General features: G+C 73.5%; 22 protein-coding genes. 15 read left to right on the top strand and 7 right to left on the bottom strand.

Annotated features, from left to right (window positions below):
• Window positions 1–116 precede the first annotated feature (116 nt).
• Window positions 117–683: a DUF4383 domain-containing protein gene (locus AC067N_RS03455; protein WP_478677213.1), complete on the top strand. Its 567-nt coding sequence runs from the start codon at window positions 117–119 to the stop codon at window positions 681–683.
• 14 nt (window positions 684–697) lie between these two features.
• On the top strand, window positions 698–1,480 hold the full coding sequence (locus tag AC067N_RS03450) for a YqjF family protein (RefSeq protein WP_478677212.1): 783 nt from the start codon (window positions 698–700) through the stop codon (window positions 1,478–1,480).
• A gap of 33 nt (window positions 1,481–1,513) precedes the next feature.
• On the opposite strand, the gene AC067N_RS03445 is transcribed toward AC067N_RS03450, so the two are convergent.
• The 3 genes from AC067N_RS03445 to AC067N_RS03435 form a co-directional block, all read right to left on the bottom strand.
• Window positions 1,514–1,726, bottom strand: a complete 213-nt coding sequence (locus AC067N_RS03445; RefSeq protein ID WP_478677211.1) for a DUF6480 family protein — start codon at window positions 1,724–1,726, stop codon at window positions 1,514–1,516.
• Window positions 1,727–1,929: 203 nt separating this feature from the next.
• A complete protein-coding gene (locus AC067N_RS03440) occupies window positions 1,930–3,000 on the bottom strand; it encodes a MerR family transcriptional regulator (RefSeq protein ID WP_478677210.1) in 1,071 nt (356 codons plus the stop codon).
• Window positions 3,001–3,283: 283 nt separating this feature from the next.
• Window positions 3,284–3,937, bottom strand: a complete 654-nt coding sequence (locus tag AC067N_RS03435; protein WP_478677209.1) for an RNA polymerase sigma factor — start codon at window positions 3,935–3,937, stop codon at window positions 3,284–3,286.
• 364 nt (window positions 3,938–4,301) lie between these two features.
• Between AC067N_RS03435 and AC067N_RS03430 the strand changes: the two genes are divergently transcribed.
• From AC067N_RS03430 to AC067N_RS03420, 3 genes are all read left to right on the top strand, one after another.
• Window positions 4,302–5,114, top strand: a complete 813-nt coding sequence (locus AC067N_RS03430) for a DUF4397 domain-containing protein (protein WP_478677208.1) — start codon at window positions 4,302–4,304, stop codon at window positions 5,112–5,114.
• Window positions 5,115–5,157: 43 nt separating this feature from the next.
• Entirely contained in the window at window positions 5,158–5,790 is a 633-nt protein-coding gene (locus AC067N_RS03425; RefSeq protein ID WP_478677207.1) for a class F sortase, read from the top strand.
• 191 nt (window positions 5,791–5,981) lie between these two features.
• A complete protein-coding gene (locus AC067N_RS03420; RefSeq protein ID WP_478677206.1) occupies window positions 5,982–6,728 on the top strand; it encodes an anti-sigma factor in 747 nt (248 codons plus the stop codon).
• Window positions 6,729–7,137: 409 nt separating this feature from the next.
• On the opposite strand, the gene AC067N_RS03415 is transcribed toward AC067N_RS03420, so the two are convergent.
• Complete coding sequence (locus tag AC067N_RS03415) at window positions 7,138–8,721, bottom strand: carboxylesterase/lipase family protein (RefSeq protein ID WP_478677205.1); 1,584 nt, start codon at window positions 8,719–8,721, stop codon at window positions 7,138–7,140.
• A gap of 379 nt (window positions 8,722–9,100) precedes the next feature.
• Here AC067N_RS03415 and AC067N_RS03410 point away from each other — a divergent pair, with 379 nt between their 5' ends.
• From AC067N_RS03410 to AC067N_RS03380, 7 genes are all read left to right on the top strand, one after another.
• On the top strand, window positions 9,101–9,343 hold the full coding sequence (locus AC067N_RS03410; RefSeq protein ID WP_478677204.1) for an Arc family DNA-binding protein: 243 nt from the start codon (window positions 9,101–9,103) through the stop codon (window positions 9,341–9,343).
• Complete coding sequence (locus tag AC067N_RS03405) at window positions 9,340–11,385, top strand: NAD(+) synthase (protein WP_478677203.1); 2,046 nt, start codon at window positions 9,340–9,342, stop codon at window positions 11,383–11,385. The genes AC067N_RS03410 and AC067N_RS03405 overlap by 4 nt, the downstream gene beginning before the upstream one ends.
• A 200-nt stretch (window positions 11,386–11,585) precedes the next feature.
• Window positions 11,586–12,626, top strand: coding sequence for a LacI family DNA-binding transcriptional regulator (locus tag AC067N_RS03400; RefSeq protein ID WP_478677202.1), 1,041 nt, complete (start codon window positions 11,586–11,588; stop codon window positions 12,624–12,626).
• Window positions 12,627–13,360: 734 nt separating this feature from the next.
• Entirely contained in the window at window positions 13,361–15,199 is a 1,839-nt protein-coding gene (locus AC067N_RS03395; RefSeq protein ID WP_478677201.1) for an alkaline phosphatase family protein, read from the top strand.
• A gap of 204 nt (window positions 15,200–15,403) precedes the next feature.
• Window positions 15,404–15,592 carry a hypothetical protein gene (locus tag AC067N_RS03390; protein WP_478677735.1) on the top strand — a complete coding sequence of 63 codons (189 nt, stop codon included), beginning with the start codon at window positions 15,404–15,406 and terminating at the stop codon, window positions 15,590–15,592.
• 203 nt (window positions 15,593–15,795) lie between these two features.
• The gene (locus tag AC067N_RS03385) at window positions 15,796–18,579 is read left to right on the top strand and encodes an alpha/beta hydrolase family protein (protein WP_478677200.1); all 2,784 of its coding nucleotides are present in this window, start codon (window positions 15,796–15,798) and stop codon (window positions 18,577–18,579) included.
• Between the two features lie 179 nt (window positions 18,580–18,758).
• Window positions 18,759–19,286 carry a DUF6584 family protein gene (locus tag AC067N_RS03380; protein ID WP_478677199.1) on the top strand — a complete coding sequence of 176 codons (528 nt, stop codon included), beginning with the start codon at window positions 18,759–18,761 and terminating at the stop codon, window positions 19,284–19,286.
• Between the two features lie 93 nt (window positions 19,287–19,379).
• Here AC067N_RS03380 and AC067N_RS03375 read toward each other — a convergent pair whose 3' ends face one another.
• Window positions 19,380–20,057: a hypothetical protein gene (locus AC067N_RS03375; protein WP_478677198.1), complete on the bottom strand. Its 678-nt coding sequence runs from the start codon at window positions 20,055–20,057 to the stop codon at window positions 19,380–19,382.
• A gap of 193 nt (window positions 20,058–20,250) precedes the next feature.
• On the opposite strand from AC067N_RS03375, the gene AC067N_RS03370 reads away from it, so the two are divergent.
• Window positions 20,251–20,649, top strand: coding sequence for a VOC family protein (locus tag AC067N_RS03370; protein WP_478677197.1), 399 nt, complete (start codon window positions 20,251–20,253; stop codon window positions 20,647–20,649).
• A 59-nt stretch (window positions 20,650–20,708) separates the two neighbouring features.
• Here the strand turns inward: AC067N_RS03370 and AC067N_RS03365 are convergent, their stop codons facing one another.
• Together AC067N_RS03365 and AC067N_RS03360 are read right to left on the bottom strand one after the other, a co-directional pair.
• Window positions 20,709–21,404, bottom strand: coding sequence for a DUF6597 domain-containing transcriptional factor (locus AC067N_RS03365; protein ID WP_478677196.1), 696 nt, complete (start codon window positions 21,402–21,404; stop codon window positions 20,709–20,711).
• Between the two features lie 421 nt (window positions 21,405–21,825).
• Window positions 21,826–22,950, bottom strand: a complete 1,125-nt coding sequence (locus AC067N_RS03360) for a YihY/virulence factor BrkB family protein (protein ID WP_478677195.1) — start codon at window positions 22,948–22,950, stop codon at window positions 21,826–21,828.
• A 268-nt stretch (window positions 22,951–23,218) separates the two neighbouring features.
• Between AC067N_RS03360 and AC067N_RS03355 the strand changes: the two genes are divergently transcribed.
• Together AC067N_RS03355 and AC067N_RS03350 are read left to right on the top strand one after the other, a co-directional pair.
• Window positions 23,219–24,865: an acyl-CoA dehydrogenase family protein gene (locus AC067N_RS03355; RefSeq protein ID WP_478677194.1), complete on the top strand. Its 1,647-nt coding sequence runs from the start codon at window positions 23,219–23,221 to the stop codon at window positions 24,863–24,865.
• Between the two features lie 345 nt (window positions 24,866–25,210).
• Window positions 25,211–26,533, top strand: coding sequence for a helix-turn-helix domain-containing protein (locus AC067N_RS03350; protein ID WP_478677193.1), 1,323 nt, complete (start codon window positions 25,211–25,213; stop codon window positions 26,531–26,533).
• Window positions 26,534–26,703 lie beyond the last annotated feature (170 nt).

The raw sequence follows: 26,703 nt of genomic DNA, 5'->3' as shown, positions 1-26,703 counted from the left end.
TCCGGGAAGACACTGCAACCGTATGCCGCACATCGGCGGAAAAGGTGACGAAAGCAGACCGGGTGCCGGCTCCGACACGGGGCGGGCACCTTCGGGCACGGGAGAGAGGACACGTCATGAGGCTTCGCGATGAACTTCCCGTCGACCACCGGCTGGCCCGGGTGTACCGGTACGGGGCCGGCCTGTGCGGTGTCATCCTGCTGGTCTTCGGCTGTCTGGGCTTCGCGGACCGGCTCACTCCCTTCGACACGGACGGCACCCGGATCTCCGGGATGTCCACCAACGGCGTGCTCAGCCTGATCTCGGTCCTGGTGGGCCTCGCCCTGATCGGCGGTGCCGTGGTCGGCGGCAACTTCGCGTCCACGCTGAACATGACGGTGGGCACGCTGTTCCTGCTCAGCGGCTTCTTCCACATCTTCGTCCTGGACCGCCCGGCCAACGTCCTGGACTTCGGCATGTCCAACGTCATGTTCAGCTTCGTCATGGGGCTGCTCATCGCCTGCTTCGGCATGTACGGCCGGGTGTCGAGCAAGCTGCCCCACGACAACCCGTACTGGCGGCGCCGTCACCCCCGCGAGGCGGCCCGGGAGGCCCTCGCCGCACGCCGCCGGGCACGCCAGGCGGCGCTCGCCCCCGCACCGGACTCGGCGCCGGCGCCCGCGCTCGCGCAGCCCCGGGACTGAGGGAAGGAAGGGTCATGGACGTAGGTGGCGAACGACAGGAACAACCTGTCCGTCGCGTCGAGTCGCTCACTCCGCTCGCCCCTCGCCGCCTGCGCCGTGTCCTGTTCCGTCAGGTCTGGCGCGACCTGGTGTTCCTGCACTGGGAGGTGGAGCCCTGCGCGGTGGCCCGCCTCCTCCCGCGGGGAACCGTCCCTGACCTGTATCGCGGCCGCGCGTACGCGGGACTGGTCTTCTTCCGTATGGAGGGCCTCGCGTTCGGGCACACCCCGCCGCTGCCGTACCTGGGCTCGTTCAACGAGGTCAACGTCCGCCTGTACAGCCGTGACACGCTCGGACGGCGGGGTGTCGTCTTCCGGTCGCTCGACTGCGACCGGCTGCTGCCGGTCCTCGCCGCGCGCGCCGGATTCGGGCTGCCCTACCGCTGGGTACGCATCTCGCGGCAGTGGCACGGGCGGCGTCTGCTCTACCGCACGCGGGGACGTGTGCACGACCGTCCGAGCGGCCGCGTCCGGCTGGATGTGTCGGACGAGGTGGTGACACCCGGGCCGCTGGACGAGTTCCTGACCTACCGCTGGGGGCTGCACGAGCGGGGGCCCGGGCGGCGGACGTACTACCTGCCCAACACGCATCCCGGCTGGCCGTTCCGCCGCTGCGATCTCCTCGGCCTGGACGCCTCCCCGTTGGCCGCGGCGGGCCTCACACCGCTGCGCACGCAGCCCGACAGCGTCCTGTACTCCCCCGGCGTCCCGGTGCGCTTCGGCACCCCCGTGGCGCTGCCCCGGCGGCCCGCCCGGTGATCCGGGCGGGCCGTCGGCGACACGGCCGGTTCATCACAGGGTGACCATGCGTACCAGGAAGAAGGCGGCGACGAGCAGACCGCCGATCGCGATCAGGAACAGCCACAGGTGCGGATGCTCCCAGATGCCGCCGTCCGGTCGTTCGCGGTGCGCCTCGGCCGTCGACCCCTCGGCGGCGGGGGTCTCACCGGGCGGGAGGAGCCCCTCGCTCCTGACACCTGCCTCATGCGGCTTCTCGGGGTTCATGGCACTCCTCCGGGCTTGGAACGATCGCCCCCCGATACGGAACAGAAGCCGTATGCGGAACATGAGCCGCATACGGATATGCGTCACACCTGCTCTTCCGCGCGGAGGGCCCGTCCGGATGCGCATGCGGAGCGCGCCGTCGAACGGCTCGGCGCTCCTGCCTCCGGTGGGTCCTGCCGCCGGTTCCGTCACGGCACCGCGGGTCACACGGACTCCGGTGCGTGCTCCTCACCCGGCGTGGCCGCGTCGCCGCCGGGACGGCCGGCGGAGACCATGATCCGGACGGCGTCGCCCAGACCGAGGGGGCGCGGGAGCTCCGGATCCGGACGCAGCCCCCATCCCGGGCCGCACAGCAGGACATGACTGCGGGTCCGGGCACCGTGGATTCCCCAGCGGATGGCCGCGAGGTGCCGGGCGAGCGGGAGGTTCGCGGTGCTCCGGGACTGCGACCACAGGGCCACGGCGGCCGGGGCGACCCTCCGTACCGTGGCCTCCAGCGCCTCGACGGGCACCGAACCGCCCAGCATGAGTACGCGCAGGCCGTTCTCCGCCAGTACGGCGGTGAGCACCTCCAGCGGAAGGGTGTGCTGTTCGCCCGGCAGGCACGCCAGGAGGACCTGGCGCGTGTCGGCGGTCCCGTTCCGGGCCGTGGCGCGTGCGTAGGCGTGGCGGAGGGCCGCGGAGACGTGCCAGGACAGCAGGTGTTCCACTTCCACGTACCGGTCGTCGGAGGACTCCCACCTGCGTCCGACGTACCGCAGCGTCGGAACGAGGACCTCCTCCCACGCTGCCATCAGGCCGTACGACTCCACCGTCGACGTGATCTGCTCCTGTACGGCCTCGGCGTCCATGCGGACCGCCGCCCGCGCGAGTCCGCGGCACAGTCGGCGCGAGTCGGCGATGGGCGGGATCTCCGCCGGTGCCGCGTCCACGGGGGACCGCGGCTCGCCGACCGGCGGGAGAGGGCGGGAAGGCGGATGGCCGGCCGGGGGCGTCTCGGCGGCCGGGGACCGCCCGGTGCCGGTCCGGACCGCCTGGGCCTTGGCGGCCCGGGCGGCCTCCGCGGGAGGGAGACCCTCCGCGGTCAGGCGGCACATCTCCCGCACCATCGCGACGTCCTCGGCCGTCCATCGCCGGTGACGTCCCTCGACCCTGGTGGCGGGCCCCAGACCGTAGCGGCGGTCCCATGAACGCAGTGTGGTGGGAGAGATGCCGAGCCTGCGCGCGAGCACCCCGGTCGTCACGCCGGCGCCGGGTTCCTCGTGCGTGTCCATGGTGTCGCCTCCGCCGTAGCCGATGACCCGGGCCCAGAGCCCGAGAGGTATTCCCCGTCCGGCGGACGGACGGATGCGCTGCGGCGATGCGCCGCGGCGGGTGCGGTCCGGCGATGCGCCGCGGCGGGTGCGGTGCGGCGATGCGCCGCGGCGGGTGCGGTGCGCGCACCCGCCGCCGGCGGCGGGTGCGGTCCGGCGATACGCCGCGGCGGGTGCGGTGCGCGCGCCCGCCGCCGGCGGGCGCGGGCCGGAACGCGGGCCGGAGGGAGCGCCGGGAACGCGGTCAGACAGAGGGTTCCATCACCCGGCGCAGCGAGTGCAGGGCCCGGCGGATGTGGCTCTTCACCGTGCCCAGGGGCAGTCCCGTGTGCTCGGCGATCTGCGCCTGGGTCATGTCGCCGTACACGGCCATGCCCAGCAGACGCCGTTGCACCGGCGTCAGCCGCTGGAGCTTCTGCAGGACGAGCACACGGTCGACGGCGGCCTGGCTCTCGTCGACGCCCCAGTGCCGCACCGCCTCCTCCTGCTGCGCCGCGGACATGCTCTCGATGTCGGCCCGGCGGGCCCGCGCCGCGTGCGCGTCCGCGATCGCGTGGCGGGTGATGCCGACGAGCCATCCGCCCAGCGCGCCGCGCTCCGGGCGGTACCGCTCACGTCCCCGCCAGGCGGCGAGGAAGACCTGCTGGGTGACGTCCTCGGCGTCCCGCGGGTCGTTAAGGGAGCGCCGGGCGAGCGTGTAGACGAGGGAGCCCCACCGCCGGTATGCGAGGGCGATCGCCTGCTCGTCCCCGGCGTGGAAGCGCCGGGCGAGTTCGGTGTCGTCATCGGTCTCCTCGGGCGGCGGAAGCGGACCGGTCACCCGGCCGGGGTCGGGTTGGCGCGGATGGGTGCGCTCCGCGTCGGCGCTCAGGTGCGTGTCGGGCCGTGCTGTGGCCATCGTGAGCTCCGAGGTCGAAGGACTACGACACGACGACCGTCCGTCGAAACGATGCGGCGCCGCAACGTGCAGCGTTAGCGCATCGAAATGGCCGCTCAAGCGCCCGTGCGCGCCGGAACGGCCGCGGCCGTTCCGTTCGGACCGCCCCGCACAGGGTCGCCGGTCGACGCACGGCCTCCACGCGCACGTCCCGGCCGCCCCCGGAAGAAGGTTCCGCGCACAGGTCCCGGGCCGCCCGGGGAACAAGGCTCCACGCACAGGTCCCGACCGCCCGCGAAAGAATCTGCATCCCCCGCCGCGGCGCGCGCCGAAGACCTGGTGCACTCACTCACAGGGAGTGGGCAGTTCGAAGGGACAGCCAGCCATGATCTCCCGTACCCCCGTTGCCGCAGCGGCTTCTCTCGGCGTGTTCGCGCTCGCCCTGGGCGCCGCCGGAACCGCGAACGCCGCCGACGACGACCAGGCCATGGTCTCCGTCCTCCACGCCGTTCCCGGCCTGACCGTCGACGTGTACGCCAACGGCGACGAACTGATTCCCGACTTCAAACCGGGCACCCTCACCGACCCGCAGCCCCTTCCCCCCGGCTCGTACGACCTGAAGGTCTTCGAGGCCGGGGCTGACCCGAAGGGCGAGCCCGCCATCCAGAAGACCGTCGAGGTTCCCGCGGGGGCCAACGCGACCGTCGTGGCCCACCTGGACGCCGAGGGTGCGCCGCAGTTGGACGCCTACGTGAACGACACCTCCAAAGTCGCGGCAGGCAAGGCCCGGCTGACGGTCCGTCATGTGGCGGCGGCTCCGGCCGTCGATGTCAGGGCGGGCGGCACACCGGTCTTCAAGGACCTCGTCAACCCGAAGGAGGACACGGCGACCGTGGACGCCGGCACGGTCTCGGCGGACGTCGTGCTGGCCGGTACCGACGACGTCGCCATCGGTCCCGCCGACCTCGCTCTCAAGGAGGGCACCTCCAACATCGTCTACGCCTGGGGAAGCGCCGAGGACAAGAACCTCGCCCTGAAGGTGCAGACCCTGACCGGCACGCACTCCGCGCCCTCGGGTGTGAACGCCGGTGCGACCAACGACACCGACGCATGGCTGGCCTACGCCGCCGGAGCCGGCCTCCTCGGCCTCGCCGGCGCGCTCTCCGTCCGCCGAGCGGTGGCCCGCGGCCGTGCCTGACACCAGGCCGGCCCCGTGGCTCCGGCGACGACTCCGGACAGCGGTGACAGCCCTGCTGGCGGTGTCCGGAGCCACGGTGCTGGCACTGGCACCGTCCGACGGCCCGAGTCTTCCGCCTGCCGCGGACTTCGACGCGCGGGCGGCCGACTCGTCGTCCGTGGCCCCGCCCGTCAGCGCGGCGGGCACCGGCACTCCGACGGCGCCGTCGAGCCCGGGCCCCGCCGCCGTCCCGAGGCGGCTCGACATCGGGCGCGTCGGTCTCAGCGCCGAGGTCGAACCCGGCGGAGTGGCCCCGGACGGCAGCGCCGAGATTCCCGAGGACCCGGAGAAGATCGGCTGGTACCGCTTCGGTCCCGCCCCGGGCGAACCGTCCGGTTCCGCCGTCATGGTGGGACACGTGGACTCCCGCACGGGCGACCTCGGGGCCTTCGCCGCCCTCTTCGACGTACGCGCCGGCGACGAGGTGACCGTTCGGCGGGCCGCCGCACCGCCGGTCACGTATCGGGTCGTCTCCCGCAACCGGGTGGACAAGGACCGGCTGCCCGCCTCGGCCTTCGCCAGGAGCGGCGAACCGGTCCTCACGATGATCACCTGCGCGCCCCCCTTCGACGAGGAACGAGGCGGCTACCAGCGGAACCTGGTGGTGACGGCGGTACCGGTCACCGCCGCGGAATGAGCCCGTGGCCCGGTGTTCACGCCTACGCTGCTGTCCGTGCCCGGGGCGGAGGAGACCATGACCGAGCGGCGACCGGCTGTCCCCCCGGTGCGCGACGACGGGAGGGGGAACACCGAACGACACGGTCGGCGGACCCCTCGCCCCCGTCCGCCCGCCCCCGCCGCTCCGGCCGGTACGAGGGGAGGTGGAGCATGGCGCAGCACCTGGACCCCGACGAACTGACCGACCTCGCGCTCGGGCCCGATGCCCGCCCCACCCCGGGCCAGCAGGATCATCTGGCACGGTGTCCGCGGTGCCTCGATGAACTCGACCAGCTGCGACGCGTGGTCCGTGCCGCCCGGAACGTGTCGACCGACGACTTCCTGACCGCACCGCCCGACGAGGTGTGGCACTCGATCTCGGCAGAACTGCGGCCGGGCACGGCCCCGCACCGGCGGGCCGGGAGCGAGGACACCCCACCGGTCCCGGGCGGACCCGGCGGACGCGGCCGTGCGTGGCTGCGCCGACCCGCCCTGTCGGCCGCCGCCGCGAGTCTCGTCGCGGGGGCGCTGCTGGGCAGTGCCGTCACCGCATGGCGGCTCGACGACGGCACACCGAGTGCCGAGGCCGGCCCCGCAGGCCGCCTGGCCCCGCTGGCCGTGCCGCGGGCAGCGGGGACGGTGCGCCTGATCCGCGGCTCCGGGGCCGAACGGGAGGTCACGGTGAACGTCACGGGCCTGCCGCGCACGGACGGCTACTACGAGGTGTGGCTGATGGACCGCAGCCACACCCGGCTGGTGGCGATGGGCGTACTCCGCCCGGACGGCACCGCCACGCTGCCGCTCCCCGCACGCGTCGACCTCGGCCGGTACCCCCTGATCGACGTGTCGGCGCAGGAGGACAACGGGAACCCGGCCCACTCCGGCCGGAGCGTCGTACGCGGCCCCCTGCCCGGCTGACCCGGCGCCGCCGAGAGCCGGCGGGCACCCGTCCACAGCGGTTCCCGTCCGGGTCAGGGGCTCTTCACCATGCCCGCGGGTCACCCCTGGCGAAAGGACCCGTACCCACCCGGGGGCCGGGGCGGCTGCCCGCCGCGTCCCGCTGCCACCCCTCCGGCATCCGGGCGCCCCGCCCCTTCCGTCGCCCCTCGGGCCCCTTGCACCGCCTTCCGTCGCCCCTCGGGCCCCGGCCGCTGCGTGGCACGCCCGTCATGCCGTTGCGCCGACCGCGCCGGCCCTCTCGCCGGCCGGGCCCGGGATACCCGGCGGGCCGGCGGACAGGCCGGTCGGCGGACAGGCCGGTCGGCGATCTCCCGGGGCCGGGTGCCGCCCCGCGGCCGCGTCGCCGGAGGCTCGCCCACGAGGCGGCTCAGGGGGCCCGGCGGAAGCGGCGGAGGGCCGGTAGCGGGGCTCCGCCGGAGGTGGTGAAGGTTCCGGTGCCCTGGGGTCTGCGGGGGCGTCGCGCGTCTTCTTCCCAGAGGGCGAGTTCGCGGTCGTAGGGGCCGAGGGCGATCCGCCGCTCGTCCGGGTCGTCGAAGACACGCACGGGGTGGGTGGCGTCCCAGGGTGTCCAGCCGGGATCGCCGTGGGTCGCGAAACGGACCCAGGCGTCGTGCAGGGCGGTGGCCAGGGCGCGCGGGGTGTGCTCGCCGGCGAGTTTCGCGGAGGCCGGGGTGTCGCCGGTGTCGAAGACGAAGCCGAGCTCCAGCGCGTGGCAGGAGCCGAGGTCGGGGAGGTTCGACGGCCAGGCGAACTCGTAGACGTGGGTCGGCGCGTGGGCGAGGCGGGCGTCCGCCACTCGGTGCAGGGGGACGCGGAGGAGGTGGTCGGTGACGAGCCGGCCGGCCAGGTCGGCGGGGCCCGTGCCGGGATGGAGCTCGCGGTACCGGCGAGGGAGCTCGGGGCCGCAGTGGCAGCGGGCGCGGGCGCCGGTCAGGGCGACCGTGCCGAGCCGGTCGAGGCGCTCGTGGAGACCGCCGGGGACCAGCCAGAGGCGGTGCTCGTCGCGGGTCCAGCCCATGAGGAGGCCGACGTCCCGGGCGGCACCGTCCTCGACGAGGGCCTTGAGCGGGTCGCGCGGCACCAGCTCACCGTCGACGACGATGCCGAAGGCGGGTCCGCCCAGCACCGGGCTGCTGAGACGGCCGACCTCGGCCTGGGCCTCGGCGAGCATGGAACGGTCCACGTCGGCGAAGGCCGCGGCGGTCGCCGGCACCTTCAGCCGGGCGGCCATCCGGCGCACCATGCGGCGCACCTTGTCCCGGTCCAGGGCCTCGGGCGGCCCGCTCTGCAGCACGGCCCGGCGGAACAGGCCCCGGGCGCGGGGCGCCACGAGCAGGGCGCCGATGCTGATGGCGCCCGCCGACTGGCCGAAGACGGTCACCCGGTCGGGGTCGCCGCCGAACGCCGTGATCGAGTCCCGGACCCACTCCAGCGCGGCGAGCTGGTCGCGGAGTCCGGCGTTGGGCGGGGCGTCCGGGAAAAGGCCGTACCCCTCGACGCCGAGGCGGTAGTTGAGGGAGACGAGGACCACGCCGTCACGGGCGAAGGCGCTGCCGTCGTAGACCGGGATCGCGGACGAGCCCCGGGTGAGCGCGCCGCCGTGGATCCAGACCATGACGGGGAGCCTGGCCCCGGGGCCCGGCTCCGGCGTCCACACGTTGAGGTTGAGGCAGTCGTCGCCCGCGACGACGGGGTCGGACAGATAGCGGGCGAACGCCTCCGAGTACGCTGGTTTCGGCGGGGTCGGCCCGAAGGCGCCCGCGTCGCGGACGCCGTCCCACGGGTCGGGCGGGGCGGGTGGGCGAAACCGGCGAGGGCCGAAGGGCGGGGCCGCGTAGGGGATACCGCGGAAGACCGCGATCCCGTTCTCGTACCCCTCCCCGTACGCGTACCTGCCGCGTACCTCCCCGTACGGTGTGCGGACCACGGGGTCCGGCCGGTCTGCCGTCATGCGCTCACCAGCTCCTCACGCCCGCTCGTGAACCGTCTTTCACATCAGAGCATCAGAGCACCACATCCCCTCGCCGTATTCCGGTCCTGGCGGATCCTTGACGGCTGTTTGGCGTACAGAAGGGTCCCGGAGGGGAAGTGGCCTCAGCCCGGTCGGCGACGTACCGCGCGTGGTGCGGAACAGCCCGTGGCGGCAGGCACGGCCCTGCCGGGCGGTCGGGCGGTCCTGGCGGGCGGTCCTGGCGGGCGGCGAACGGCGGCGTGACGGGGTCGGCCGGCGCTGACGCGTAACGGGGTCGGCTCCGGCCCTCAGCCGGGACCCGCTGGACGATCCCCTCCCCCGAAACTCCGTCCCGATGCCATCGTGGCATCATTTCAGCATGGATCCTGAGAAGCGGATCTCTCTCCGCCTGCCCGCTGACCTCCACGAACGCCTCGTCGACCGAGCCCGGACCGATCGGCGGTCCCTCAACTCGGAGATCATCCATCTGCTGGAGTTCGCCATCGGCCCGGCGGCGAGGACACCGGATCGCCTCGACGGCACTCCGGCTCCCCACCCTGCTCCGCAGGAGCCCACTTCCTCCCCGGCCGCACACCGGGGTACCCACGGAGGAAACCGGTGAACTTCTGGTCGCTCTATCAGCACGGCTTCGCGCGGGTCGCCGCGTGCACCGGTCACGCGACGATCGCCGACCCGCCCGCCAACGCGGAGGCGGTGCTGCGGCAGGCCCGCCGCTGCGCGGAGGACGGGGTCGCCGTGGCCGTCTTCCCCGAACTGTGCCTGTCGGGCTACTCGATCGAGGACCTGCTGCTCCAGGACGCGCTGCTCGACGAGGTCGAGGCGGCGCTGCGGACGGTGGTCGCCGGATCTACCGAGCTGCTGCCGGTGCTCGTCCTCGGCGCCCCGCTGCGGCACCGGCACCGGATCTACAACTGCGCGGTGGTCGTGCACCGGGGGCGGATCCTCGGGATCGCGCCCAAGTCGTATCTGCCGAACTACCGCGAGTTCTACGAGAAGCGCCAGATCGCCGCGGGCGACGACGAGCGGGGCGGGACCATCCGGGTCGCCGGCGCGGAGGTGCCGTTCGGCCCGGACCTGCTGTTCGCGGCCGAGGACATCCCGGGTCTGGTGGTGCACGCCGAGGTGTGCGAGGACATGTGGGTGCCGGTGCCGCCGAGCGCGGAGGCTGCGCTGGCCGGCGCGACCGTCCTGGTCAACCTCTCGGGCAGCCCGATCACGGTCGGCCGGGCCGAGGACCGGCGCCTGCTGTGCCGGTCGGCGTCGGCCCGCTGCCTCGCCGCCTACGTGTACGCGGCGGCCGGACAGGGCGAGTCGACCACCGACCTGTCCTGGGACGGCCAGACCATGATCTACGAGAGCGGCACCCTGCTCGCCGAGACCGACCGGTTCCCCGAGGGCGACCAGTACGCGGTGGCGGACGTCGACCTCGACCAGCTCCGCCAGTCCCGGCACCGGATGGGCACGTTCGACGACAACCGCCGGGCACTGTCCGGGCGCACCGGCGCGTTCCGTGAGGTGTCGTTCCGGCTAGACCCGCCGACCACCGATCTCGGGCTGCGGCGCCGTGTCGAGCGGTTCCCGTTCGTGCCGTCGGACCCCGCCCGGCTCGCCCAGGACTGCTACGAGGCCTACAACATCCAGGTCGCGGGCCTCCAGCAGCGCATGGCGTCGATCGGCAGCCCGAGGATCGTGATCGGGGTGTCGGGCGGCCTGGACTCCACGCACGCGCTGATCGTCGCCGCGCGGGCGATGGACCGCGCGGGCCGCCCGCGCAGCGACATCCTGGCGTTCACGCTGCCCGGTTTCGCGACCGGCGAGCACACCAAGGGCAACGCCCACAGGCTGATGCGTTCCCTCGGGGTCACCGCGGCGGAGCTGGACATCACGCCGACCGCCCGGCTGATGCTGAAGGAGATGGGCCACCCGTTCTCGTCGGGCGAGCCGGTGTACGACATCACCTTCGAGAACGTGCAGGCCGGGCTGCGCACCGACTATCTGTTCCGGCTGGCCAACCAGCGCGGCGGCATCGTCCTCGGCACCGGCGACCTGTCGGAGCTGGCGCTCGGCTGGTGCACGTACGGCGTCGGCGACCAGATGAGCCACTACAACGTCAACTCCGGTGTGCCGAAGACGCTGATCCAGCATCTGATCCGCTGGGTCATCAGCAGCGGCCAGTTCGACGAGGACACCAACGAGACGCTGGCGGCGATCCTGGACACGGAGATCAGCCCGGAGCTGGTGCCCGGCGAGGAGCTTCAGTCCACGGAGTCCAAGATCGGCCCGTACGCGCTGCACGACTTCACGCTGTTCCATGTGCTGCGCTACGGCTACCGGCCGTCGAAGATCGGGTTCCTGGCCTGGCACGCCTGGCGGGACGCGGAGGCGGGCGACTGGCCGCCCGGGTTCCCGGAGGGCGAGCGGGTGGCGTACGAACTGCCGGAGATCTGGCACTGGCTGGAGTACTTCTGCCGCCGTTTCTTCGCCTTCGCCCAGTTCAAGCGCTCGGCCATGCCGAACGGGCCGAAGGTCCTGGCCGGCGGTTCCCTGTCGCCGCGCGGTGACTGGCGGGCGCCGTCGGACAGTTCGGCCGCGGCGTGGCTGCGGGACCTGGCCCGCTGGGAGCTGCCGGAGGTCGGCGAGTAACCGGTACCGCGCGGAGAAGTGACGCCCCGTCGGGTCCTCGCCGTCTCGGCCTCGGTACGAGGTTTCCGACGTCCCGGCAGGGGCGCCCCCTCTGATTCCCCTGTCCTTCCCGCCGTGTTGAGTTGGCCTTACGGTAGAGAGCGCTTGCTATTCGAAAATTTCACCGGCCCTCGGGACGGGGCCTGAGAGGTGGAGTCGCGATGGTGCGTGGCGGGAGCGCGACGGCCGGGCCGACCCTGGCGGTGGTGGCGCGCGAGGCCGGGGTGTCGGTGCCGACGGCCTCGAAAGTGGTCAACGGCCGGGAGGACGTGGCCCCCGAGACCAGGCGCCGGGTCACCGAGGCGCTGGACCGGCTCGGCTATGTCCGCAGACCCAGGTTCGAGCCGTCGAAGCCGCCGCGCATGGTCGACCTGGTGGTGCACTCGCTGGAAAGTTCCTGGTCGGGCGCGGTGCTGCACGGCGTCGAGCAGGCGGCGCACGACGCGGGCCTGGAGGTGGTGGTCTCGGCGGGCCTCACCCGGACCCGGGGCGCGCGCCCCGAGCGCGGCTGGTTCGACAAGCTGACCGCCCGGGGCTCGGCGGGTGTGCTGTTCAACCTGGCCGAGCTGTCCCCCGCCCAGTACTCCTGGCTCGCCCAGCACCGTATCCCGTTCGTTCTGATCGACCCGGTCCTCGAGCCGCCGCCCGGCGTGGTGTCCGTGGGCGCGGCCAACTGGCAGGGCGGGATGACCGCCACCGAGCATCTGCTGGCGCTGGGGCACGAGCGGGTCGCCGTGATCGCCGGGTACCGGCGCAAGATGTGCAGCAGCGCGCGGGTCGCGGGCTACCGCTCGGCGCTCATGGCCGCGGGCGTCCCGTACCGCTCGGAGTACGTCCGCTACGGCAACTTCATGGAGACCACCGCCCATCACCGTATGCTCCAGCTGCTGGACCTGCCGGAACCGCCGACCGCGGTGTTCGTCTGCTCGGACGAGATGGCGCTCGGTGTCTACCAGGCGCTGGCCGAGCGGCGGTTGAGGATCCCGGACGACATCAGCGTGGTGGGTTTCGACGATCTGCCGGAGGCGCGCTGGGCCACGCCGGGCCTGACCACCGTCCGCCAGCCGCTGTCCGAGATGGCGTCCACGGCGCTGCGGCTGCTGGTCCGGATGATGGAGGGCGACCGGCCGGAGGGCACGCGCACGGAGTTGTCGACGCGGCTGGTGGAGCGGGCGAGCACGGGGGCGCCGCGCTCGGCCTGACCCGCGGGTGGGAGGGTGTCGGGGTTCACGTGGAGCGTTGCGGACGGCCTGGGCACGGATGAACGGTGGGCGTCGTCGGACCGTACGCATAGTGATGGGCGTACGGGTGCGAAGGCGGGTCCCGTTTCTCTCCTCTCCTCCCTCCGTCCACCAGCACACAGCTCCAGCATGTTCCACAGGGAAGGACCTTCGGGTTGTCGCACACACGCTCTCCGCAGCTTCCGGGCCCGGCACCAGCACCGGACGACGACACCGCCCCCGAGAACACCGCCGGGGCCGAAGAGCCGAAACGGGACTCCGAGGAGGGGTCCGCGGCCGCGGCGGAGACCGGTCCCGCGCCGGAGGGAGAGTCCGGAGCCACGGCCGCGCCCGGGGCCGGCGCCGCGCCGGAGCCGGAGCCGGAGCCGGAGCCGGAGCCAGGGCTGAAAGAGCGGGCGGAGCCGGCGGACCAGGCGCGGCCGGCGTCGGCGCCCAAGCCGCAGCCGCAGCCGCAGCCGCAGCCGCAGCCCGGGAATGATTCCGGGTCAGCGCCCGCAACCGGGGCCGACGCGACGCCGGAATCCGCAGCCGCTGCAACGCCAGAGCCCGCGGTCGCAGCCGACGCGACGCCGGAACCCGCAGCCGAGGCCCATGCGACACCGGAGCCCGCAGCCGATACGCCGCCAGAGCCCGCGACCGAGGACCAGGCCGATCCGGAGACGGCGACCGAAGTCCAGGCCGATCCGGAGACCACGGTGGAGCATGGGCGCGCGGCCGGGCCCTCGGTCGCCCCCGAGACCGCCGACGTCACGCCTGATTCCGACGCCGATGCCGACGTCGACGTCGAGGCCCATGCCGAGGCCGAGTCCCGGACCGCGCCGGGAGTCGAGGCCCGGGCGGAACCCGACTCGGCGTCCGCTCAGGCTCCCACCGGTCGAGACCGGCGCGCCCGGCACCCCCGGAGGGCTCGAATACTCGCCTGGACCGGGACCGGGTTGGCCGTCGCGTTCGTCATGTTCGCCTTGCTCATGCCCAACGACATGACGAAGTTCGAGGTGGGCCGACTGCTGCGGATCCCGGCGGAGGGCATCCTCGGGGCGGCGCTGCTGCTGGTGCTGCCGCCGAGGGCACGGCGCGTGGCCGTGGTGGTCATCGGCGCGGTGCTCGGCCTGCTGATGATCGTCAAGGTGCTGGACATGGGGTCGTACTGGACCCTCGACCGGCCGTTCGACCTGGTGCTGGACTGGCCGCTGCTGGACAACGCCCGGTCGTTCATGAAGGACTCGCTCGGCAACACGGCGGCGCAGGCCGCGACGATCGGTGTGATCGCGCTGGTGCTCGCCCTGCCGTTCCTGACGACCTTCGCCGTGCGGCGGATCAGCCGGCTGATGGAACGCGACCGGCACACCGCGAGCCGTACGCTCCTCGTCCTCGGCACCGTCTGGATCACCTGCTCGACACTGACCCTGGAGGTCGCGGGCGTCCCGCTGGCCTCGCACAGCGCGGCCACGCTCGTCGAGAACCGCATCGAGTCGGTGCGCGAAGGGCTGAAGGACGGCGAGGCGTTCCAGAAGCAGGCGGCGGTCGACGCCTTCGCCGACGTGCCGCCGGACCAGTTGCTGACGGGGCTGCGCGGCAAGGACGTGCTGATCACGTTCATCGAGAGCTACGGCCGCTCCGCGATCGACAATCCGCAGATGGGCGAGCCGCTGAGCGAGACGCTCGCGCAGAAGACGCAGGAGCTGAAGGACGCCGGGTACGCGTCGCGCAGCGGCTGGCTGCGCTCGCCCATCACGGGCGCCGGCAGCTGGCTGGGCCACTCCACGTTCCTGTCCGGGCTGTGGATCAAGAACCAGTCCCGCTACAACCACCTCGTCGCGAGCGACCGCCTCACCCTCACCGAGGCGTTCCGCCGCACCGGCGCCTGGCGCACGGTCGGTATCGTGCCGGGCACCCAGAAGGCCTGGCCGGAGGGCAAGTACTTCGGTCTCGACCACATCTACGACTCCGACCAACTGGGTTACCAAGGGCCGAAGTTCAGCTGGTCGACCATGCCGGACCAGTACACCCTGAAGGCGTTCAGGGAGCTGGAGTACGGCAAGGAGGGCCGCAAGCCGATGATGGCGGAGATCATCCTGACGTCCAGTCACAACCCGTGGGCGCCCATCCCCCGGACGATCCCGGAGGAGGAGATCGGTGACGGCTCGGTCTACCACGACCTGCAGAAGGCCGAGGGCAAGGACCCCAAGGAGGTCTGGAAGGATCCCCTCGCCGTCCGTGACGAGTACCGCAAGACCATCCAGTACTCGGTGAGCAGCATCGTCGACTTCGTCGCCAAGTACGGCTCGAAGGACACGGTCCTGATCTTCCTCGGTGACCACCAGCCCAACAAGACGGTGACCGGGGACAATCCGAGCCACGACGTACCGGTCTCGGTCGTCGCCCAGGACCCGAAGGTGCTGGAGAAGATCGCCGACTGGGGCTGGGCGGACGGCCTCAAGCCCGCCTCGGACACCCCGGTCTGGCGCATGGACGAGTTCCGCGACCAGTTCATGACGGCGTTCGGCCCGCAGCAGCCGGGCGGCACGTCCTGAGGGCTCCGCGGCGAACAGCGGCGGTCGCCGACGGAGGCCGGGGCACTGTTTCCGGGGGGCCGAGTCGGGAACACCACGGCGACCGCCCGGGAGGTGCCGACGCACCTGCGCGATGATGGCCGCACCACATCGAACCCGGCCCCGTCTCCTTCGGCGTGCAGGGCCCCGGCGTTCGGCCGCACCCACAGAGAGCGATTGACCACCGTGCTCACAGCCATCCTGTTCGTCGTCGTCCTGCTCGTCATCGGCGGTTGCGTCTGCGTCTACTGGACCGCCCGTGGCGACGCCCCCCGCTGGGCACGGGGCGTGGCCAAGGCGACGGAGGTCATGAGCGAGCTGGTGCCCAAGACGAACAACAGGTCCCGTGCCGACAGCGGCGGCAGCGACGACTGAGGGGCAAGTCCGGCGATCCCGTCCGCCCGCCGGGCGACGACCCGGATCGCCAGACACGGCCTTGCCGACGGGCACTCAATTCCGCTCAGTCGTCAGCAGGTTCGGCCGCAAAGGCAACCCAAGGGTTCCGTTTCGCTTCCTTCGTGGCGTGGGGCGCTCCGGTACGGACGGGGCGCCCGCGCTCGAAGCGTGGGGAGGAACCCTTGATCCATGCCCGTCGAATAGGTGTCACCGCCGTGGCCGTGCTCGCGGCCCTGGCGGGATCACCCGGACTGGCTCAGGCCCAACACCCGTCCGGCAATGGGACGTCGGCGGCGGCGTCGAACGGCGGCCTGCCGCCGGGGTGGCGCGTCACCGGCGAAGGGGTGGAACGGGAGCTGGTCTGGCGGTCCGGGCGGACGGTGCCCATGGGCGACGCCCGGGTCGAGTTCCACGCCGGTGAGCGGCTGCTCGGCGTGCCGAAGCCGGCGAAGGACGGCCGTTCGTTCCGGCTCGCGCTGGACCAGGACACCCCGCTGGAGGACCTGCGGGTCCTGGCGGCCGGACGCCGGCTCGACGCGGCGGCCGAAGGCAGCGGAGGCACCGAAGGCCGCGGGCGGGATGCGCAGGCCGCGGGACGGCCCCCGGCCCAGCCCCCGGCGAACTCCGTCGACCCGGGCAAGCCGGGCCCCTACCGCACGGTCTCCGGCGAGTACGACCTCCCGGCGGTGAAGCTGCCCGGTTTCGCCGAGCCGGTCGAGATGCAGGCCGTCGTCGTCGCGCCGACGGGCGCCACCGGCAAGCGGCCGCTCGCACTGTTCCTGCACGGCCGGCACGGCACGTGTTACAAGCCGGGCAGCGACGACGTGACCGGCGACTGGCCCTGCCCGGCCGGAATGAAGGCGATCCCGAGCTACAAGGGCTATCTGCGGGACCAGAAACTACTGGCCTCCCAGGGCTATATGACGGTGTCGATCTCGGCGAACGGCATCAACGGCCAGGACGGGGAGGTCGAGGACGGCGGCGCGCAGGCCCGTTCCTCGCTGGTACGGCAGCACCTCGCGAAGTGGGCCGACTGGAGCGCCCATCGAAGCGACGCCCCGGCCGTCGTGCGCGACACGCCCGAGGCCGACCTCTCCCGTGTCCTGCTCGTCGGACACTCGCGCGGCGGCGAGGGCGTCGACCGGGCCGCGATGGACAGCCTCTACCCGGCGCCCGCCGCGCGGGACGGCTACCGCGGCCCGGTCCGCTGGAAGATCCGCGGCACCGTGCTCATCGGACCCACGATCTTCGGCCAGAACCCCGTGCCCGACGTCCCGTCCGTAACCATCCTTCCCGGCTGTGACGGCGACGTCTCCGACCTCCAGGGTCAGGTGTACGTGGACGGCACGCGCGGCGTCAGCAAGGGCAAGGCCCTGCACAGCGCGGTGTACATGATCGGCGCCAACCACAACTTCTTCAACAGCGAGTGGACGCCCGGCGAGGCCGAGGCGCCCGCCTTCGACGACTTCTGGAACGACCCGGACAGCGGCGACCGGGACGCGGTGTGCTCCCCGGGCACCCGTACCCGGCTCACCCCCGGCCGGCAGCACAGGGCCGGCGCCACCTACATCGCCGCCGCGGCCCGGCTGTTCGTGGCGGGCGACGACCGGGTACGCCCGCTGCTCGACGGCTCGAACCGGCGTGCCCCGTCGGCCGACCCGGCCAGGGTGCTGACCCACGCCGTCGGCGCCCGCCGCAGCGGCGGACTCCTGCCCGACGCCGGGGTGAAGGTGACCGGTGGCAGGCTGTGCGCGGCGGTCGACCCCGCTCCGGCCAAGGCCTGCCTGGGCAGAAAGGTCCGGGGGAGGTCCCCGCACTTCGCCTGGTGGTACTCGGACAAGGAGGCCGGCCGCAGCGCCGTCGCCCTGAAGTGGTCCGCGGCGGGCAAGGCGGCGAAGGTCACGCCGGCCAGACCGCTCTCCCTGTCCGGGGCCGAGGACCTGGCGCTGCGGGTGATCGTGCCGCCGAACACCACCGGCACCAGGCTGGACGTGTCCGTCACCGACACCGCCGGACGCCGGGCCAAGCTGGGCCGGGTCAAGGTCGACGGGCTGCCCGGCACCGAAAGCACCGCCTCCTACTGGGCACGCGAGATACGGGTCCCGCTGACCGCGGCCATCCGCGGCAAAGTCGACCTCAAGCATGTCAAGTCCCTTGAGTTGACCCCGCGTTCGCGGTCCGGGCGCGCCTGGCTGATGGATGCCTGGGGCTGGGCCCCGGGCACTCCGACGGTCACCGCCGCCGCGCTTCCCCGAGTCGACATCGGCCGGCTCAGGGTCGAGGAGGGCGACTCCGGCTCCCGCACGTACCGCGTCCCCGTCAAGGTGTCAGGCCACGGCAGCGGCAAGGTCCGCTTCTCGGTCCTCGACCCGGACACCGGCCGCGCCGTGGACAAGCTGGTCACGGTACGGCCCGGGGTGAACCCCGTCGATGTGCCGGTCGTGGTCAAGGGCGACACCCGCTTCGGTGCCGACCAGAGGCGCGATCTCGTCGCCAAGGCCGTGCGCGGCGCGGTCGTCGGCACCTACCTGGGCGGCGTCACCGCGGTGAACGACGACCCGGCGCCCGAGGTGACGCTGAAGCCGGTCGTCGACCGGGTGACCGAGGGCGGGAAGCTGACCTGGCGGGTGTCGCTCTCGGCACCGGCCGAGCAGGACATCGTGCACAGCGTCCGGGTGCTGCCGATCACCGAGGGCGTCGAGCTGTCCACCAAGGACGTGGATCCGCGGTGGCTGCGGGAGAACACCGGTGAGCGGCCCGATCCGGAGCGCCCGCTGTCGCGCACGGGCCTGTGGTTGTCGGTCGGCTTCCCGGCCGGCCGCACCACCGCCGACGTCACCGTGCCGACGGCGAAGGACGAGGTGGCCGAGCCGGCCGAGTCGTTGATCCTCGCGCTGACCGGCGAGGACGGTGAGCCGCTCCCCGGCCGGCCGGGGGTCACGGGGACGGTCGTGGACGCACCGTAGGGCACGTGCCCGCAGCGGGAGGGGGCACGGACCGGGTGATCGGTCCGTGCCCCCTCACCGTTCTCGTCCCACCCCCGCCGGCCAGGTTCCCGACGCGCGCTGAAGCCGCGGCGTTCCTCGCGAACAGCCCGCGGCAAACCAGGTCGACGTGGATCGGTGCGGTACCCGATCATGTGTTCATGCCCCGGAGAGAGACCCTTACCAGAGTCGATGCGGACCTGGCCGCGGGCCGGGTTCCCGTCGCACGCCGGCGTTTGCGCGGTCTCGTCTCGTCCTTCCCGTACGACCTGACGCTCCGCCGGCGTCTGGCCGAGGTGTACCGGCTCTACGGCGACGCCGCCGAGGCCGGGCGCTGGATGTACCTCGAAGAGGACCGCGACGCCGACGAGACCGCCGCCTTCGAGGAGCGGTACGGGTCTCCCGGACGGCGGATGAAGGCCCTCGCCTGGCGCGGCCCCGAGGCGATGGCTGCCACCGCCTTCGCGGAGGGGCAGCTGGTCGCCGTGCGGACCGCCTGCGCCGAGGAGCTGGGGCACCCCGTCGACTGGGACGACCCCGCCTCCTACCGGGACGACCCGGAGGAGAAGGACGAGGCGCCCTCCGCGCCGCGGACGGTCGGCGGTGTACTGGCGGGCGTCGGCTGCCTGGTGGGGGCTGTCGCGTTCCTCGCGATCTGGGTGAACGGGGTCGTTGCCCTCTTCGGCTGACCCAGGGCACCGGGGGCCGGTGAGGAAGCGCCCGGCGGCCGGCCGTGGAGCGTGCCGCCGCGGTCTGCCGGGCGGGCCGGCCGGCGGGGGCTCTCAGCCGGACGCGCCGACCTCGTTGTCCGGTGCACCGTCGCCGACCGGGGGCAGGTCGCCGCGTTCGACGGGGGTCCCGTCGGCCGGGAGTGGCGTCTTCCCTTCGCGGGGCACCGTCGAGTGGCGCGGGGGCGGGAGCAGGCAGGCCAGTTCGGAGTCGGTCGGACGGTGGGCGGCCCGGGCTGCGGCGCGCAGGACGTCGCGGTCGACCGCGGCCGTGGCGGCGCTGATCCGGACGACGTTGCCCGCGCGCTGGACGGCGTACTCGTGCTGTCCCGCCGACGTGCGGTACCAGGCGTCGCCGTCGCGCGCACAGCTGACCGGCGCGCCGGTGCCCTGTCCGAGGGGCCGCTCGGGGCAGTTCCGGGCGGTCATCGCGCCGCGGTCGACCAGGAGCAGGAGCCGGGCGCCGTCCCGCCGGGACCAGTAGACGGCGGAGAAACCGTCGTCGCCGTACACACCGACCGACTGCCGGGCCGGCTCGAACCCGGGGGACTCGGTGACGTAGACGAGCCCCGGGGTGAGACCGAGCGCCTCGGCGCGGGCGTGGAGCCGGGCCCGGTCGGGGGTCGGCGCCAGGGGTTCGCGGGGCACCGCCACGGACTTCTCGCTCCCGCAGCCCGTGAGCAGCAGCGGCAGCAACGCCAGGGGCAGCAGAGTGCGCGCGGTACGGAACATGTCCCCCATCCTGCCGCACAGTTGTTCCACAGGCGGCGCAAAGGGTCCATTGCGTGGAAGCGCTTGCCCTGCGCCGCCGCGATCAACCGTCGTGCCGCACCGAGGGGCTGCGGCGGCACGTGCCGCCGACGGGCTCCGCCACGTGTCCGATTCCTTCAAGACCGGCCGCCCGTGGCACGCCTACGGTGGCCGTATGACTCCACGACTCGACGCGATCGGGATGGTGGCCTCGGACATGGCCGCCTCGGTCACCTTCTACCGGCGGCTCGGCTTCGACTTCCCGGAGGGTTCCGAGGGCCTGCCGCACGCCGAGGCCGCACTGCCCGGTGGGTTGCGGCTGATGCTCGACACCGAGGAGACCGTGCGGTCGTTCCACCCCGAGTGGCGGCGGGGCCGGGGTGGTGGCGCGGGGCTGGCCCTGCTGTGCGGGAGCCCGGCCGAGGTCGACGCGGTGTACGAGGAGTTGGTCGCGGCCGGCCACCAAGGCGAGCTCAAGCCGTGGGACGCGGTGTGGGGGCAGCGATACGCCGTGGTCCTCGACCCGGACGGCAACGGCGTCGACCTCTTCGCACCGCTGCCGACGGCCGGGTAGCGGGCGCCGCGCGGGGCTCCCGGCCAGGCATCGGCGGGGCACGCCCCCGGGCGGGCCCGTCACCGTCCGCCCAGCAGCTCCCCGAGCGGAAGTCCCGCCAGATCCCGGACATCGCGGGCCAGATGGGCCTGGTCGGCGTAACCGGCCCGGTCCGCGGTCTCGGCGTACGGCACCCCGCCACGGGCCAGCGCGAGCGCCCGCTGCAACCGCAGCACCCGGGCCAGCGTCTTGGGCCCGTACCCGAAGGCGGCCAGGGAGCGGCGGTGCAACTGCCGTGCGCCAAGCCCGAGTTCGTCGGCGGTGGCCGACACCGGCCGCCCGGCCTCCAGCGCGGCGACCACCCGCCGCAGCAGCGGATCGGGCGGCTCGACCTCGGCCGCCCGCGCCAGGACCACCTCTTCGAGGCCGCTCGCCGGATCGCCGGCCGCGTTCACCCGGGCGGTGAGCCCGCGTACGACGGCGGCCGGCCACAGGTCGTCCAACTCCACGCGCCGGTCGCGCAGTTCCTGCGCGGGCACGCCCAGGAAGGCGGGTGCGGTGCCGGGGTAGAAGCGGACCCCGGCCCAGTTGCCGGGGGTGCCTTCGGTGATGTAGGCGCGGGTGTCGGGCCCGGCGACCAGCAGCCGCCCGTCGTTCCAGAGCAGATCCATGCAGCCGTCGGGCAGGACCCGTCCGGAGCCGGTCTCGCCCGCACCGCCGGGACTCCTGGTCCACACGACGGCACCGCCCAGCCGGGACGCCCGCTCCGCATACACGGGAAAAGGCTACGCCTGCGTCGACCGGTGGCCTGCAGCGCCGCCGCTGGAAGGCCGGACGAACCGGCGGCCCCCCGCGGCCCCCGCCCGCGCCCCGCCGGGGGCGGCGACCCACCTGGTCAATGGCGCCGGGCCGCGCGCCCCCGACGCAGCCGCGGGCTCACCCCGTACACCTTTGAACACGCTCCACAGCGAGAAGGCGCTCCCTTGGCCGCCCCGCCGGGCGATCGCCGCACGTGTGTCCTCGGCGCCCCGGAGCCGGTGCGCGGCCACGGCGGGCCGCCACCCCGTGAGGCAGATCGCGGGCGGTTCCCCGACCGGTTCGCGGAACGGCCGGCGAGCGCCGCCCCGGCTCCGCCCGCCCCCGCGGCGAGTGCCCGACACGGTCCAGGGTCGCGCGGAGCGCGGCGGGGCGCGCCCGCTACTCGTCACCCTTCTTCGCGGGTGACCGCAGACGGGACGTCACGTCCTCCGGGGGCAGGAAGCGGGACCAGCGCTCCGGGAACTCGGAGGGCATGTCCGGGTCCTCGGGATCGTGGGAGCGGGCGGCGGCGGCACGGGCGACGTACTCGGCTGCCTGCTCCTCCCTGAGGCGCTCGTTGGCGGCGCGGGCGGCGGCGGTGGCGGCGGCCGGCCAGACCCGGTCGATGGCGGCGTTGACGGCGGCGCCGACCAGGACCGCGAAGGCGCTCACACCGATCCACAGCAGCACGGCGACGGCGGCGGCGAGGGAGCCGTAGATGGTCGCCCCCTCGACCGTGGCGGCGAGGTAGATGCGCAGCAGGAAGCTGCCGAGGACCCACATGCCGAGGGCGACGAGCGAACCGGGCACGTCCTCCACCCACGGTGAGCGCACGGGCACCGACACGTGGTAGAGCGTGGTGAGGAAGACGATCGACAGGACGATCACGACCGGCCAGTAGAGGACCTGGACGACGGTGGTCGACCACGGCACGATCCGGACCACGGCGTCGGGGCCCGCGACCATCAGCGGCAGCGCGACGGAACCGATGAGCAGGGCCACGATGAACAGCAGGAACGCCATCAGGCGGGTCTTGACGATGCCGCGGACGCCGTCGAGGCCGTACATGACGGTGATGGTGTCGATGAAGACGTTCACCGCGCGGGAGCCGGACCACAGGGCGATCAGGAACCCTATGGAGATGACGTCGGGGCGGCCGCCCTTCATCACGTCGTCCAGGATGGGCTGGGCGATCTCCCGGACGCCGTTGTCGGACAGGACGGTGCGGGAGGCCTCCAGCAGGTTGAGCTCCAGGCTGGCGATGGTGTCGGCGCCGGTCCAGTCGTCGACGTAGCCGAGGAGGCCGATCATGCTGAGCAGCAGCGGCGGCACGGAGAGCAGGGTGAAGAACGCCGCCTCCGCGGCGAGGCCGAGGATGCGGTACTCGATGCAGGAGTTGACGGTGTCCTTGAGGAGCAGCCAGGCGGTCCTGCGCTTGGAGACGTTCCGGTAGAGGGCACGCGCGCGGTGGAGACGCCCGTGCGGGCTCTCGGGTCCGGGGGGTGACTGACTTGCTGACTGCACGCCCTAAAGGTATCCGTCTGCGCAGGCCGGCCTCACCTCCCGGTGCGGCGGGCCGCGGCCGGTTCACACGGGCCCGACCGCTCGCCGCGCGCCGGGCGGCGGCACCCGGCCGCGGTGCGCCGTCCGGCCGCCCGCCGGCCCTGCCGGTCCCACCGGATCGCCGGCCCGCGACGAAGGGACCATGGCCTCGGAGGTGCGTGGACCGGTCCAGGGCACCTTCCCCCGGATGCGGGTGACCGGCGCCGTACCGGGGGGTAGGTTTCGTGGCATGGCAGCCACGCACGCAGTGACCAATCAGGTTCCGCCCCTGGTGGGCTATGACGTCTTCGCCGCCGACCGGGTCCTGACGGAGGCCGTCGAGCGGCATGTGGCCCCGGACGTGCTGGACGAGGCACGCGGCGACCTGTCGGGGCTCGGCCGTACGGCGGGTTCCGAGCAGGTCCAGGAGTGGGGCAGGCTCGCCAACGACAACCCGCCGAAGCTGCGCACCCACGACCGCTACGGCAACCGGATCGACGAGGTGGAGTTCCACCCGTCCTGGCACCGGCTGCTCGGCAAGGGCGTCTCGGCGGGCCTCACGGCGGCCTGGGCGCGTCCCTCCGGACATGTGCGGCGCGCCGCCGGCTTCGTCGTCTGGACGCAGGTCGAGGCCGGCAACGGCTGCCCCCTGTCGATGACGCACGCGGCGGTCCCGGCCCTGCGTACGGACCCCGCGCTGGCCGCCGAGTGGGAGCCCCGGCTGACGTCCACGATCTACGACTGGGACCTGCGGCCGGCCGACCGCAAGGCCGGGGCGCTCTTCGGGATGGGCATGACCGAGAAGCAGGGCGGCAGCGACGTGCGCGCCAACACGACCGAGGCCCGGCCGCTGGCCGAGGACGGGACGTACGGGCTGCGGGGCCACAAGTGGTTCTGCTCCGCGCCGATGTCGGACGGGTTCCTGGTGCTGGCCCAGGCTCCCGGCGGGCTGACCTGCTTCCTGGTGCCGCGGGTGCTGGCGGACGGCACCCGGAACGTCTTCCGCATCCAGCGGCTGAAGGACAAGCTGGGCAACCGGTCGAACGCGTCCGGCGAGGTCGAGTTCGACGGGACGTGGGCCCGCCGGGTCGGGTACGAGGGCCGGGGCGTGCGCACGATCATCGAGATGGTGTCCGTCACCCGGCTGGACTGCGCGCTGGGCGCGGCCTCGCTGATGCGGCAGGCGGTGGCGCAGGCGGTGCACCACTGCACGTACCGGGAGGCGTTCGGCGGGAAGCTCGTCGACAAGCCGCTGATGCGCAACGTCCTCGCCGATCTGGCCCTGGAGTCGGAGGCGGCGACCACGCTGGCGATGCGGCTGGCCGCGGCGTACGACGCGGCGGAGGGACCGGACGGCGACGAGAACGAGCGCGCCTTCCTGCGGCTGGCGGTGCCGGCCGCCAAGTACTGGGTGACCAAGCGCTGTACGGCCCTGGTGGCGGAGGCATCCGAATGCCTCGGCGGCAACGGCTACGTCGAGGAGTCGGGCATGCCCCGGTTGCTGCGGGAGTCGCCGCTCAACTCGATCTGGGAGGGCGCCGGGAACGTCCAGGCGCTGGATGTGCTGCGCGCCATCCAGCGGGAACCCCGGGCGCTCGACGCGTACTTGCGGGAGGTGGGCCGGGCCCGCGGCGCCGACCACCGTCTCGACGGTGCGATCAAGGACCTGCTGACCGAACTCGCCGACCTCGACGGCATCGAGGCCCGCGCCCGCCGTCTCGTGGAGCGCCTCGCGGTCGTCCTCCAGGGCGCCCTCCTGGTCCGGTACGCGCCCCCGGCGGTCGCCGACGCGTTCTGCGCGTCCCGTCTGGGCGGCGACTGGGGCACGGCCTTCGGGACCCTGCCGCACACCCTGGACCTGGCCTCGGTGGTGGAGCGGGCCCGGCCGGTGGGCTGAGCGCCACCGGGGGGGCCGAGCCGCCGGGCGGGGCCACCCCCTGCGAGTGGCGCGGAGGTGGTGCTGCGCCGACACGGCACCACCCCCGCCTTCGGGCCCCTGCGAGCGGAGCACACGCGCCGCACCGGGCGGCGTCGAACAAGTTTCAGGCAGGCCCCGGCCGTCCGCCAGAGTTGCAGGGGGTTGCAACTCGTCTGCGCGGTGTGGCCGGAGTGAGCCCTTCCGTGGCCGGGGAACGGCAGACTATGAGGCCCGTAGTCAACGCCGGTCACGCAGGTCGGACTCCCGCGGCCCTCCCGGGCGGGGAGGCGGCCTGCCGGGGAGGAACGAGTGCCGTACTCGCCTATGGAAGTCACGCGGCTCACCGCCACGGACGCCGCCCGGGCGGCACGGGTCCTCGGCGAGGTCCGTGCCTCCGTCCTCGCCGGAGGGCGTCCGAGGCCCGGCCCCCGCCCGGTGATCCGGGAGTCCTGGAGCCGCATGCTGCGCGACGGGATAGATCCCGACCACGACTTCCGGACCGACCTCCTGAGCCGTGACGAGGTGGAGCGCCGCCGCCGGACCTCTCCCCTGCGGCATGTACTGCCGGTGCTGCGCGAGGGGTTGCTGTCCCTGGCGGACACCGCGCAGCACATCATGATGGTCGCCGACGCGGACGCCCGGGTGCTGTGGCGGGAGGGCAGTACGGCGGTGCTCCGCAAGGCCGACGGGCAGGGTCTCGGGATCGGCGCGGACTGGCGGGAGGAGACCGTCGGCACCAACGGGGTGGGCACTCCCCTGGTGTCCCGCCGCCCCGTCCAGGTGTTCTCCTCCGAGCACTTCGTGCGGGCCCTGCACTCATGGACCTGCACCGGCGCCCCCATCACCGATCCGCGCGACGGGCGGCTCCTCGGCTCGGTCGACATCAGCGGCCCCCTGGAGACCCTGCACCCCGCCACGCTCGCGCTGGTCGACTCCGTCGCCAAGCTGGCCCAGGCCAGGTTGCGCGACCTCCACCTCTCCTCGCTCGAACAGCTGCGGGCGGTGGCGGCCCCGGTGCTGGCCCGTATCGGCGGTCCGGCGGTCGCCGTGGACCGGGACGGCTGGACGGCCGCGGTCACCGGCATGCCGTACAGCAGCCGCCTCGCCCTGCCCAAGTCCCTCGCGCCCGGCCGCTGCCGGCTGCCCGCCCTCGGGCTGTGCATGGTCGAGCCGCTCGCCGCCGGCTGGCTGATACGACCCACCGCCGACCCCGCGCCCGCCCCGACGGCCACCCGCATCAGTCTCGACGTCTCCCACCCGCGCCGCTGGGCCGTGACCGTCTCCGACTGCGCCGGCTCCTGGACCCACGAGCTGAGCCCCCGCCACGCCGAACTCCTGTACCTCCTCGCCCTCCACCGGGGAGGCCGCAGCGCCTCCGCCCTCGCCGACGACATGTTCGGCGACCCCGCCCGCACGGTCACCGTCCGCGCCGAGATGTCCCGCGTACGCCGCTACCTGGGCGCCTACCTCGACCACCGGCCCTACCGTTTCACCGAACGGGCCGACGTCGAGGTCGTCCTCCCGGACAACCCCCTGGACCTGCTGCCGCATTCGGTGGCGCCGGGGGTGGTGCGGGCCAGAGCGGCGGCGGCGCCGAGCGGACAGGTGCGGGGCGAAGGGCCGTTGGAGCACGGCGAACGACCCTAGAAGGTCGATGAAGATCTTGGTGAGGGGCTGTCCGGCCGTCAGGCCGGACAGCCCCTCCAGTCATGTACTGGCCGGTGCGATGTGCCAGGTGCCACTGGTGTGGGTGAGTCCGAGGTTGATCAGTCGGCGGAGGTTGAGGGCGGCGGCTCGGGTGTGGAGCCATGTGTCGT

Source organism: Streptomyces sp. NPDC042364, assembly GCF_056437585.1.
This window is presented reverse-complemented; position numbering and strand designations above follow the sequence as displayed.

Excerpts from the sequence above, each read along its gene's own strand:
- AC067N_RS03455 (WP_478677213.1), top strand. The coding sequence starts at position 117 with ATGAGGCTTCGCGATGAACTTCCCGTCGACCACCGGCTGGCCCGGGTG.
- AC067N_RS03450 (WP_478677212.1), top strand. The coding sequence starts at position 698 with ATGGACGTAGGTGGCGAACGACAGGAACAACCTGTCCGTCGCGTCGAG.
- AC067N_RS03445 (WP_478677211.1), bottom strand. The coding sequence starts at position 1,726 with ATGAACCCCGAGAAGCCGCATGAGGCAGGTGTCAGGAGCGAGGGGCTC.
- AC067N_RS03440 (WP_478677210.1), bottom strand. The coding sequence starts at position 3,000 with ATGGACACGCACGAGGAACCCGGCGCCGGCGTGACGACCGGGGTGCTC.
- AC067N_RS03435 (WP_478677209.1), bottom strand. The coding sequence starts at position 3,937 with ATGGCCACAGCACGGCCCGACACGCACCTGAGCGCCGACGCGGAGCGC.
- AC067N_RS03430 (WP_478677208.1), top strand. The coding sequence starts at position 4,302 with ATGATCTCCCGTACCCCCGTTGCCGCAGCGGCTTCTCTCGGCGTGTTC.
- AC067N_RS03420 (WP_478677206.1), top strand. The coding sequence starts at position 5,982 with ATGGCGCAGCACCTGGACCCCGACGAACTGACCGACCTCGCGCTCGGG.
- AC067N_RS03415 (WP_478677205.1), bottom strand. The coding sequence starts at position 8,721 with ATGACGGCAGACCGGCCGGACCCCGTGGTCCGCACACCGTACGGGGAG.
- AC067N_RS03410 (WP_478677204.1), top strand. The coding sequence starts at position 9,101 with ATGGATCCTGAGAAGCGGATCTCTCTCCGCCTGCCCGCTGACCTCCAC.
- AC067N_RS03400 (WP_478677202.1), top strand. The coding sequence starts at position 11,586 with ATGGTGCGTGGCGGGAGCGCGACGGCCGGGCCGACCCTGGCGGTGGTG.
- AC067N_RS03380 (WP_478677199.1), top strand. The coding sequence starts at position 18,759 with ATGCCCCGGAGAGAGACCCTTACCAGAGTCGATGCGGACCTGGCCGCG.
- AC067N_RS03375 (WP_478677198.1), bottom strand. The coding sequence starts at position 20,057 with ATGTTCCGTACCGCGCGCACTCTGCTGCCCCTGGCGTTGCTGCCGCTG.
- AC067N_RS03370 (WP_478677197.1), top strand. The coding sequence starts at position 20,251 with ATGACTCCACGACTCGACGCGATCGGGATGGTGGCCTCGGACATGGCC.
- AC067N_RS03355 (WP_478677194.1), top strand. The coding sequence starts at position 23,219 with ATGGCAGCCACGCACGCAGTGACCAATCAGGTTCCGCCCCTGGTGGGC.
- AC067N_RS03350 (WP_478677193.1), top strand. The coding sequence starts at position 25,211 with ATGGAAGTCACGCGGCTCACCGCCACGGACGCCGCCCGGGCGGCACGG.